Origin of the sequence: Gilliamella sp. Occ4-3 (assembly GCF_001690675.1) — a bacterium.
Taxonomy (GTDB): Bacteria; Pseudomonadota; Gammaproteobacteria; order Enterobacterales; family Orbaceae; genus Gilliamella; species Gilliamella bombi.
In genome coordinates, this window is sequence record NZ_LZHR01000044.1 from 21,717 (window position 1) to 32,460 (window position 10,744).

General features: G+C 37.5%; 13 protein-coding genes and 1 other annotated feature. Of the genes, 2 read left to right on the forward strand and 11 right to left on the reverse strand.

Annotation, left to right across the window (positions count from 1 at the left end; genetic code table 11):
• The first annotated feature begins 47 nt into the window (after positions 1 to 47).
• Positions 48 to 1,019 carry an HTH-type transcriptional regulator CysB gene (gene cysB / locus A9G44_RS05015; RefSeq protein ID WP_065609513.1) on the forward strand — a complete coding sequence of 324 codons (972 nt, stop codon included), beginning with the start codon at positions 48 to 50 and terminating at the stop codon, positions 1,017 to 1,019.
• 76 nt (positions 1,020 to 1,095) lie between these two features.
• Here the strand turns inward: cysB and hisIE are convergent, their stop codons facing one another.
• From hisIE to A9G44_RS05060, 9 genes are all read right to left on the reverse strand, one after another.
• Positions 1,096 to 1,722 carry a bifunctional phosphoribosyl-AMP cyclohydrolase/phosphoribosyl-ATP diphosphatase HisIE gene (hisIE, locus tag A9G44_RS05020; protein WP_065609515.1) on the reverse strand — a complete coding sequence of 209 codons (627 nt, stop codon included), beginning with the start codon at positions 1,720 to 1,722 and terminating at the stop codon, positions 1,096 to 1,098.
• Positions 1,716 to 2,492, reverse strand: coding sequence for an imidazole glycerol phosphate synthase subunit HisF (gene hisF, locus A9G44_RS05025; RefSeq protein WP_065609517.1), 777 nt, complete (start codon positions 2,490 to 2,492; stop codon positions 1,716 to 1,718). Before hisF ends, hisIE begins: the two co-directional genes overlap by 7 nt.
• Entirely contained in the window at positions 2,474 to 3,211 is a 738-nt protein-coding gene (gene hisA / locus A9G44_RS05030; protein ID WP_065609528.1) for a 1-(5-phosphoribosyl)-5-[(5-phosphoribosylamino)methylideneamino]imidazole-4-carboxamide isomerase, read from the reverse strand. Before hisA ends, hisF begins: the two co-directional genes overlap by 19 nt.
• Before the next feature lie 17 nt (positions 3,212 to 3,228).
• Positions 3,229 to 3,816, reverse strand: a complete 588-nt coding sequence (hisH, locus tag A9G44_RS05035) for an imidazole glycerol phosphate synthase subunit HisH (RefSeq protein WP_065609519.1) — start codon at positions 3,814 to 3,816, stop codon at positions 3,229 to 3,231.
• Positions 3,817 to 4,884, reverse strand: coding sequence for a bifunctional histidinol-phosphatase/imidazoleglycerol-phosphate dehydratase HisB (gene hisB, locus A9G44_RS05040; protein WP_065609520.1), 1,068 nt, complete (start codon positions 4,882 to 4,884; stop codon positions 3,817 to 3,819).
• A gap of 8 nt (positions 4,885 to 4,892) precedes the next feature.
• Entirely contained in the window at positions 4,893 to 5,951 is a 1,059-nt protein-coding gene (gene hisC, locus A9G44_RS05045) for a histidinol-phosphate transaminase (RefSeq protein WP_065609522.1), read from the reverse strand.
• A 9-nt stretch (positions 5,952 to 5,960) separates the two neighbouring features.
• Entirely contained in the window at positions 5,961 to 7,262 is a 1,302-nt protein-coding gene (gene hisD, locus A9G44_RS05050; protein WP_065609524.1) for a histidinol dehydrogenase, read from the reverse strand.
• Positions 7,263 to 7,266: 4 nt separating this feature from the next.
• A complete protein-coding gene (hisG, locus tag A9G44_RS05055) occupies positions 7,267 to 8,166 on the reverse strand; it encodes an ATP phosphoribosyltransferase (RefSeq protein ID WP_034913062.1) in 900 nt (299 codons plus the stop codon).
• A 38-nt stretch (positions 8,167 to 8,204) separates the two neighbouring features.
• Positions 8,205 to 8,325, reverse strand: a sequence feature (His leader region).
• A gap of 200 nt (positions 8,326 to 8,525) precedes the next feature.
• Entirely contained in the window at positions 8,526 to 8,918 is a 393-nt protein-coding gene (locus A9G44_RS05060; protein WP_065590964.1) for an AsnC family transcriptional regulator, read from the reverse strand.
• A gap of 118 nt (positions 8,919 to 9,036) precedes the next feature.
• Between A9G44_RS05060 and A9G44_RS05065 the strand changes: the two genes are divergently transcribed.
• Positions 9,037 to 9,600: a cysteine hydrolase family protein gene (locus A9G44_RS05065; RefSeq protein ID WP_034913065.1), complete on the forward strand. Its 564-nt coding sequence runs from the start codon at positions 9,037 to 9,039 to the stop codon at positions 9,598 to 9,600.
• 211 nt (positions 9,601 to 9,811) lie between these two features.
• Here A9G44_RS05065 and A9G44_RS05070 read toward each other — a convergent pair whose 3' ends face one another.
• On the reverse strand, positions 9,812 to 10,213 hold the full coding sequence (locus tag A9G44_RS05070; RefSeq protein WP_034913068.1) for a DoxX family protein: 402 nt from the start codon (positions 10,211 to 10,213) through the stop codon (positions 9,812 to 9,814).
• A gap of 17 nt (positions 10,214 to 10,230) precedes the next feature.
• Positions 10,231 to 10,744 (reverse strand): IS30 family transposase (locus tag A9G44_RS05075; RefSeq protein ID WP_065609526.1); only part of this gene is annotated, 514 nt, incomplete at its 5' end.

Below are 10,744 nucleotides of genomic sequence, written 5' to 3' on the forward strand. Positions count from 1 at the left end.
TATTAAAAAGGAAGAAAGGCATACAGTTAAAGGAGCGTTTTAGTGTTATGAAATTGCAACAATTACGCTATATTGTTGAGGTCGCAAATAACGACCTCAATGTATCGCTAACATCCGAAAAACTGTATACCTCTCAACCCGGTATAAGCAAACAAATAAAATTATTAGAAGACGAGCTCGGCGTTCAGATATTTACTCGAGTGGGTAAACATCTTTCTCAAATCACACCGGTTGGTGAAAAAATCATTGCTCTTGCCCGAGAGATCCTCAATAAGTCCAATGATATTAAGATTATCGCCAAAGAGTTTAGTCAACCAAATCAAGGCTCATTAACAATTACCACTACCTATACTCAAGCTCGTTATACATTGCCAGTTGTGATTCAACATTTTATGCAGCAATATCCAAATATTACATTGCATATGGAGCAAGGATCATCTCCTCAATGTATTTTACAAACTCAAGCAGGTCAGGCTGAATTTGCTATTGTGACCGATATCTCACAGCTTAGCGATGATATGATTGCCTTACCTTGCTATCACTGGAATCAAGCTGTGATAGTGATGAAAGATCATCCGCTTGCCAAAAGTAAATTAATTTCGATTGAAGAGCTTTCAAAATATCCGTTAGTTAGCTATGATTTTTCTAATGATGGTTCAGATTTAAATCAAGCTTTCTTGCGTGCTAACCAATCACCTAATATTGTTTTTAGCACAACGGATGCTGAGTTAATTAAAACTTATGTTAAATTAGGTGTCGGCGTTGGTATTGTGGCAAAAATGGCGGTGATCAATACTTCAGATGACGATTTAGTTGTACTTAATGCTGGACATATTTTTCCTTACAGCACGACCTATATTGTTTTTCCTCGCTCATTATATTTACGCAGTTATATGTATGATTTTATCAGTCAGTTTTCGGCTCATTTGAATCGACAAGCTGTAGACAAACTTATGTTATGTGAAAAAAATTCCGAAGTATTAACGATGTTTAACGGGGTAAAATTACCAGTTTACTAATTTATTCTATCTTTTTTATGAGAATAAAAAAATTGAAACAAAGTGCGATATAACTCGCACTTTGGATGGATTATAACTATTTATGTCTTGCTTTTAAAATACCAATGACATCTTGTAAAGACAGATTCTGGTCTTGGAGTAAAACTAATAAATGATAAATTAAATCGGCAGATTCATTTTTTAGTTCCTCTCTGTCATGAACTGTTGCAGCAAGGGCTGTTTCAACGCCTTCTTCTCCCACTTTTTGGGCTATGCGCTTAGTGCCGTCATGATACAGTTTTGCGGTATATGATGATTTAGGATCGGTATTTTTACGCCCTGCAATTATCTGTTCTAATTCAAATAAAAATCCCCATTGGGTTTTAGTCGAAGCAAAACAACTTGTTGAGCCGGTATGGCAAGTTGGGCCAACTGGATCAACTAAAATCAATAATGTATCATTATCACAATCAGTTGAAATACTCACAACATTAAGAAAATAGCCAGAAGTTTCACCCTTTGTCCAAAGGCGCTGTTTGGTTCGTGAATAAAAAGTGACTTTGCCGCTATTTTGTGTTTGTGCTAACGCTTCTTGATTCATATAGCCAAGCATTAACACATCGCCCGAAACATAATGCTGAATAATGACTGGCATTAAATTATCCACTTTTTGCCAATCCAGTTGTTGTAAATCTAATTGGGTATTGCAATTTTGCGTTAACATAATCGAATATTTACTCCATGTTGTGCCAAATATTGTTTAAGTTCACCAATATTAATAATCTGTTTATGAAAAACTGAGGCAGCTAATGCTCCATCAACTTGTGCTTCATTAAATGCCTGTAGAAAATGCTCAATAGTACCAGCACCGCCTGAAGCAATTAGTGGCACGTTGCATACTTCTCGAACGGCGTTTAGTTGAATAATATCATATCCATTACGAACGCCGTCTTGGTTCATCATATTAAGAACAATTTCACCTGCACCACGTTTTTGTACCTCCTGTACCCAGTCGAGGGTGTTCCATTTTGTGGCAACGGTACGTTTTTCGTCACCAGTAAATTGATAAACATGATAATTGTTTGACTGTTTGTCATACCAGCTATCAATGCCAACTACAATGCACTGTACTCCGTAACGATCTGCAAGTCGTGTAATTAAACTAGGATCAGCAAGGGCAGGGGAATTAATCGAAATTTTATCAGCTCCAAAGGTTAATATTTGACCTGCATCTTCAACCGTTTTAATACCACCAGCAACACAAAAAGGGATATCAATCACTTCGGCAATTTTTGCAATCCAACTTTTATCGACAACACGACCATCTGACGAAGCGGTGATATCATAAAAAACGAGCTCATCTGCGCCTTCTTCTGCATATTTTTTTGCTAAGGGGACTATGTCTCCAATAATTTCATGATTACGAAATTGTACACCTTTAACCACTTGTCCATCGCGAACATCTAAACAGGGAATTATTCTTTTGACCAACATGAAATTGCCTCCTGAACTGTAAATTTTTCTTCAAGTAAAGCACGGCCAACAATGACACCTTTAACACCACTGTCTTTCAGTGCTTTGACATCACTCAATTGACCAATTCCGCCAGACGCTTGAAAAGCAATCTGTGGGTATTTACGACTAATTTCTTGATACAACTTAACGTTTGATCCACTGAGTGTGCCATCTTTGGAAATATCTGTACACAATACATGCCTTAAGCCATAAGGAAGGTAATCATCAATCACTTGTTCTAGTGTCTGACAGGAATCTTCTTGCCACCCATGAATAGCGACATATTTATTTCCTTGGTTGTCAATGCGAACATCAAGAGCCAATACTAGCCTTTCTGCACCATATTTTGAAAACCACTGTTTGACCAATTCGGGGTGCTTAATAGCTGTCGAACCAATTACTATGCGAGCAGCGCCGGCAGATAGCAATGATTGTATATCTTTTTCAGTACGAATTCCTCCACCAACTTGAACTGGTATTTGCACACCATTAATCAGAGTTTGTATTAGCAAAATTTGGCGTTTTTTGGGATCTTTCGCACCTGTTAAATCAACAAGATGTAACAGTTTAGCACCTTGTTTTTCATAATCCTGTAAGCGTAAAAGTGGATCGTTGCCATAATCACGTTTTTGCTTATAATCACCTTGATGTAATCGCACAACGGAACCATCGATTAAATCAAGTGCAGGAATGATTATTGGAAAAGCTGTCATAGTTACATCTCCAAAAAGTTTTTTAGCAATTTTGCACCGGCTAAGCCAGAACGCTCGGGATGAAATTGCACGCCGTAAAAGTTTTCTTTTTGTACGGCTGCGGTAAAGCTTTCGCCGTAATTGGTTTCTGCTATTGTTGCTGAGCATAATGGCATCGCGTATCCATGTACAAAGTAAAAATAAGCATCATCAGGAATATCTCGAAATAGATGATGACCGGCTCTAGGTGAAACCTGATTCCACCCCATATGTGGTAAAGGTAAACCACAATTAGGAATTTCTCTAACTTTTTCGTGAATAATTCCCAATGTGTTAACATGTCCTTCGGTACTATAATCGGCTAAAAGTTGCATACCAAGGCAGATCCCTAATACAGGTTGAGTACAGACTTTGATAAGTTCAACTAAATGACGCTCTTTTAATTTTTCCATTGCTGAACTTGCGGATCCTACTCCAGGTAAAAACAACTTATCTGAGCTGAGCACGATATCAGGGTCAAGGCTAATTATTGGATCATAACCTAATCGTTGCACGGCATATTTGACCGAAGATAGATTAGCACAGCCAGTATCGAGGATGACAATCTTCATTTATAGCACTCCTTTTGAGCTTGGTAATCGGTCACTTTCAATTTTGATGGCTTGTTTTAATGTTCTAGCAAAAGCTTTAAATAAACTTTCTACTTTATGATGATCATTATCGCCTTCTGTTTCAATATGCAATGTAATAGCCATAGCATAACTTATTGAGTAAAAGAAATGTTCTACCATTTGCGTGCTCATATCGCCAACTTTAGGGTGAGTAAACTCTGCTTTAAATTTTAGATAAGGGCGTCCTGAAATATCTATTGCACATCTGGCCAAACACTCGTCCATAGGGATAACAGAGGCATAACGGGTAATACCACGTTTATCACCGAGTGCTATTTTTAGAGCCTCTCCTAAAGCTAGTCCAGTATCTTCTATGGTATGATGATCATCAATATGTAAATCACCATCAACTTGGATATTGAGTTTAATTCCACCATGAGTCGCAATTTGATCGAGCATATGATCAAAAAAACCAATTCCAGTATTAATTTGACTGCCACCTTGGCGATCAAGCCACACTTCAACAAGTATTTTAGTTTCTTTGGTATTGCGTTCAACTTTTGCATAACGATCTTTAGTGGTTAATCGTTGGGCGATTTCGTCCCAATTTAAATTTTCAGGATGATATCGTAATCCTTGGATTTGCATGTTTTCAGCCAATTGAATATCTGTGACCCTGTCACCAATAACATAACTGTTTTGTTTATCTAATTTACCACTAGTAAGATATGGCAAAACTAATTGGATTTTCGGCTTACGACACTCACAATTATCTTCTGGAAAGTGTGGGCAAATTAAGACATCCTCAAAATTAACACCTTGCGATTTAAAAATCTGCATCATCAAATTGTGTGGACCATCAAAATCAGCCTGTGGATAGCTACTAGTCCCGAGCCCATCTTGATTGGTGACCATCACTAAATGGTATCCCGCAGTTTGTAGCTTGAGTAGGGAAGGGATCACATTAGGTTCAAAAGCCAATTTTTTAAACTGATCAACCTGAAAATCAACCGGAGGTTCAGTAATTAGTGTGCCATCTCGATCAATAAATAAGTACTTTTGTAACATTTTTACTCCTATTTAATTGTTTTGAGCGCAGAAATGACTGCCTCGCACTCGGCTTGGGTTCCAATGGTAATACGAATAATATTTTGTTGCCCAATAGATCTACTTTGATCTCGTAAAATAATTCCTTGGCGCCATAAAATATTAAATACATCTTTATCATGTTGAAATTTAACACACAAATAGTTGGAATAACTTGGATAAACTTTTTCGACAATTGGCAATTGTCGAAGTAAATTGGCAAATTTTTCCTTTTGATTATTTAAATTTACCACATGTAGCTTCATGGTATTCACACCATCTATACTCAATGCTTGAGCTGCAATATCAGCAACAGGGGTTGCTAGAGGGTATGGTGCAATAACCTTCTGTAAGGCTTCGATCACAGGTTCATTAGCAATGGTGAAACCGCAACGTAATCCAGCCAAAGCAAAGGCTTTGGATAATGTTCGTAAAATCACCAAGTGAGGATAGTCATTAAGCCAACTAACAACACTAGATTCAGGCGAAAACTCAATATAAGCCTCGTCAATAATGACCAAAGCACGATCTTTGGCAATATTAAGTAAAGCTTTGATATCATCAGAATCGATTAAATTACCGGTCGGATTATTTGGTGAACAGACATAAATTAGTTTTACAGTATCAATATTTTGTTTTATACCCTCAAGATCAAGCTGCCAATCAGAAGTGGTTGGCACAGTTTTGGTTTTAATACCTAATGTCTCAGCACTTACTTGGTACATACCATAAGTTGGTGGACAGTACAAAATGCTGTCTTTTTCAGGCTCACAAAATGCACGCATTAAAAGCTCAATGGCCTCATCAGCTCCTCGGCTAACAAGCACTTGTTCAGTTTTAACCCCTGCATATTGTGCATAACGCTGAATTACTTTTTCAGGCTGTGGTTCTGGATAACGGTTTAAGGTTTGATCGGTCAAGTCAAAATGTGGAGCAACGGGATACTCGTTTGCATTTAGCCACACATCGCCTTGACCACCAATTCGCCGAGCAGATTGATAAGGTGTTAATTGCTGAACATTTTTTCGAACTAATTTATTGGTATCCATTTTAGCCACCTACTTTTGATTTGTTGAATTTAATACTGATAGACGAAGACTAACTGCTTGTTTATGAGCGGTTAGTTGTTCAGCCTCTGCCATAAGCTCAACGGCATTACCTATTGCTTTTAATCCTTCTGGTGTTAATTTTTGCACCGTCATACGTTTTTGAAAATCAGCAAGCCCAAGACTAGAATATGTGGCTGTATAACCATAAGTTGGTAATACATGATTGGTTCCTGATGCATAATCACCTGCTGACTCCGGTGACCAATCACCCAAGAAGATCGAGCCAGCACTAGTAATTTGCTCAACTAATTCATCCGCATTCGCAGTTTGAATAATTAAGTGTTCTGGACCATAGCGATTGCTAATAGCAACACATTCATCCAAATCTTTAGTTACAATAAGGCGACTTTCTTGTAATGCTTTTTTAGCGATATTTTGGCGCGATAGTTGCGTAAGTTGCTTATCGACTTCAATCGATACTGCTTGTGCTATTTTTTCATCAGGTGTTAACAAAATAACTTGTGAATCAGGACCATGTTCAGCTTGCGACAAAAGATCGGCAGCAATAAAAGCAGGATTTGCTGAACTATCCGCAATCACGAGCACTTCAGACGGACCTGCTGGCATATCAATTGCAGCGCCATCAAGTCGCTGGCTAACTTGTCGTTTAGCCTCGGTAACATAGGCATTGCCTGGACCAAAGATCTTATCAACTTTAGGAACCGATTCGGTACCTAGTGCCATTGCGCCAATGGCTTGTGCACCGCCTAATTGATAAACCTCGCTAACACCACATAATTGTGCCGCATATAAAATTTCGTCAGCAATGGGCGGTGGTGAACATAAAATAACTTGACGACAACCCGCAATTTTAGCTGGTGTTGCAAGCATTAACACCGTAGACAATAAAGGGGCAGAACCGCCTGGAATATAAAGCCCAACCGAATCAATAGGACGAGTAACTAACTGACATTTTACGCCTGCCATTGTTTCAACCGTAATAGGTTGATAGGCTTGCGCTTGGTGGAATTTTTCAATGTTGGCAACCGCTAATTGCATGGCTTGTTTTAATTCAGGATTAACACGATTTGCGGCGGCTTTTATGTCTTCTTTTGTAAGCTTTATTTGCTCAATTTGGACTTTATCAAATTTGCGACTTAAAACCTTTAAAGCCTCATCGCCGTGCTGTTTTACTTGTGCCAAAATATCGGCTACTGCCTTGCTAATCGAATCTGAAGCATTAATTGCAGGGCGAGTCAGTAGTTTCCTGCGTTGATCGTCAGCACATTGTTGCCAATAAGAGAGTTTCATATTATTACTCCATCATTTTTTCAATTGGTAATACAAGAATTGAACTTGCGCCTAATGTTTTTAATTTTTCCATGGTTTCCCAAAAAAGAGATTCACTACTCACCATATGTAGCGCAACACGATTTTGCTCGCCTGTTAACGGTAAAATGGTTGGATTTTCGGCACCCGGCAATAGCGCAACAATATCATCTAACACCTCAGTAGGGGCGTGGAGCATAATATATTTGGATTCACGAGCTTGAATAACGCCTTGAATGCGTGTCATGATTTTATCGATTAACGCCTGTTTTATTGGTGACATTTCGCCTTGACGTTGAATTAAGCAGGCTTTTGATTTATAGATAACTTCGATCTCTTTTAGTCCATTGGCCTCAAGCGTTGCACCACTCGAAACCAAATCACAAATTACATCGGCAAGCCCTGCTCGAGGGGCAACTTCGACCGAACCATTCAGCAAACAGGTTTTAAAGTTAACATTATATTGAGCAAGATAACGGCGGAGCAGGTGAGGGTAAGTGGTGGCAATGCGCAAATCATTTAAACATTCTGGTCCTGTATACTCAAAATCACGAGGTGCTGCGATCGACAACCGACAGCCACCAAAATCTAAACTGCGCAATTTTTTAAATTGTGGATCTTCGCCTTCGGCCTGCCTATCTAATACTTCCTCTTCTAAAACATTTTCGCCGACAATCCCAATATCGACAACGCCATCAATAACCAGTCCGGGGATATCGTCGTCACGAACACGCAAGATATCAATGGGCATATTTTCAGCAAAAGCGATCAAACGCTGTTCTTGAAGATTAATTTTAATACCACATTGGGCAAGTAACTTTTTTGATTCGTCACTTAATCGACCTGACTTTTGCATAGCAATGCGTAAACGCGAATTATCCAACATATCTTTCTCCAAAGTTATCTAAAAATTTATAAACTACAAACAAAAAACCCTCGGAAGTTTGATCTTCCGAGGGTTTCTGCTTGCTTTTGCGACATCACCGGAAGACCAAAGTCTTCCAGCACCAATTGCCCGAAGACTATTCAGGAATGATGGTGATGATGATGTGTACTAATAGCATTAGTAATAAAAACGCAAAAACAATTCATAAAAATAAAAAACCTTTAACTGAGTTGATAATTAAAGCTACTGAACAAAATATAACAGAATTTACATGCTCGCAACTTTTTTTTGTTTTTTATGTAAAAAATCTTTATACAAAAAAGAGTCAACAAGTTTAGGTGTAAATTTTTAAAATAGCGTTATTTAATCACTTTTGACTGATGACTAACTTTATAACGGCAATAAAGCTCAAGTTTGTCTAAAAAATGTGGTAAGTTTTGGTCTGTAAATTCACTTTTTATAAAATAACACCCATCGCCTGTGATTTTATAAAATTCGATGATTTCTTTAAACGACATGACCATGTTTTCGAACGAGGTGAATTGATTTGAATTCATATAAATCGTTATAAACTGAAGCTGATTTGTTTTTTCTTTAATAGTAAATTTTTCAATAATATGATTATCATACAATTCTTGAACTCGCTGTCCAACAGCCTGTCCTGACAAATATACTTTTTCGCCAATTTCTTTCCATGATTGACGACTATTTTTTTTAAGTTCATCTAAAATAGCGCGATCTTTTTTATCCATACTTGTTTATCTTTTTCATTTTGAAAGTAGGTAAGTAATAATACTTTCAATTCATTATGTAACAGATAGCGTAATTATCGCATAATTATCAACTCAAACATAATTTAAGGACAAAACAATGAAACAAGGGTTAATAATTATCGACGTACAAAATGACTATTTCCCAACGGGTAAATTTACTTTAAACAATACAGAATTAACTTTACAAAATACCTTAAAACTACAAAAACACTTTAGAGCACAACAATTACCGATCTTTTATATTCAGCATATAAAGTCTGATCCTCATGCGGATTTTTTTGCTAACGGAAGTTTAGGCGCTGAAATTCATCCAAGTTTGTTACCGCTTGGTAACTTGCATGAGTATCTTGTCAAAAAAACATTCCCTAATAGTTTTTATCAAACTGAGCTACAAAAAAAATTACAACAAGAACAGATCCAGCAGATGGTTATTTGTGGAATGATGAGCCATATGTGTGTTGACTCAACAACACGTCACGCATCCGAACTAGGTTATCAACCGATATTAATCCACGATGCTTGTACAACTTGTGATCTCGAATTTGATGGTAAAACGATTCCATCCCAAGTGGTACATAACAACTTTATGTCTGCCTTAACCAATTTTGCATCGGTTGTAAGTTGTGAAATGTTTGTTCAAACCAAACTGGCTATTTTATAAATTATAGCATTGTAATTAAATGATTATGGATAATGGATGCCAAAAAAGCGATAACATAATTATAAACAATCTAAATTGGCTCGATCACAAACCGAGCCTTTTACTCTTCTAACCCACTCAACCCTAAGTAAAGATCAGTCAGAAAAAGTATTTATTTTATTGAGGTTTTTATTCAACTGTTTTGTCAAAAAAACAACTAATATCTCCCCCTCTAATACGCCAAATATTTAGCTAATACACTAAAGCGACCACTTCCTAGCAATGCTAAACTGAGTGCTGTTAGCGCCATAAAGGCAGGATATTCCCAACCGCCACCTGCGTTACTAAATGACCAACCATTCACTGAGTGAATAAATGTAATAACAATCATTTGAATCACTGCCAATAAACTAACAATGCGGGTTAAAATACCTAAAAGCAATAACAAACCGCCGCCAATTTCAAACATAATGGCTAAATAACCAATGAACCAAGGAAAGCCAAGTGATTGAAAATATTGCGCAGTACCTGAGGGAGTAAAGACGAGTAGTTTAGTAAAACCGTGCGCCAAGAACATGACACCCAAGGCAATTCGTAACATGAGTGAAGCTAGATCTGTTTGATATTGTTTCATTTTATTTTTCCTGTAACCTAGATTACACCATGAAGTGCAATTCTTCTTAACTCCTTAGAATAAAAATCGGCAGGGCTTTTAAACTTATGCCGTTTTCTTGGGCGTGTGTTCAATAGATATTGTATTTTCTTTATCTGTTTGTCGTCAACTAATGAAATGGCCGCTGACTTAGGTATAAACTGACGTATTAAGCCATTGGTGTTTTCATTTGTGCCTCTTTGCCTGCTTTTATAAGGCTCCGCAAAGTATACGGTAGTATTTAAATAATGCTCAATAGCATGATGATAATTAAATTCGGTTCCATTATCAAAGGTGATGCTTTTAACCATTTTTTTAAACGGCGTTAGCAATTTTATTATCATATCTCTCGTTTCGGAGGCGGTACGTTGATTGAGGCGCCCAATTAATACTAGCCCTGTTTTGCGTTCAACTAATGTCACCAATGCTTGCTTGTCTTTACGGCTAATAATCGTATCGCCCTCCCAATGTCCTCGCGTTTTCCGGCTTTCTACATAACTTGGACGTTGTTTT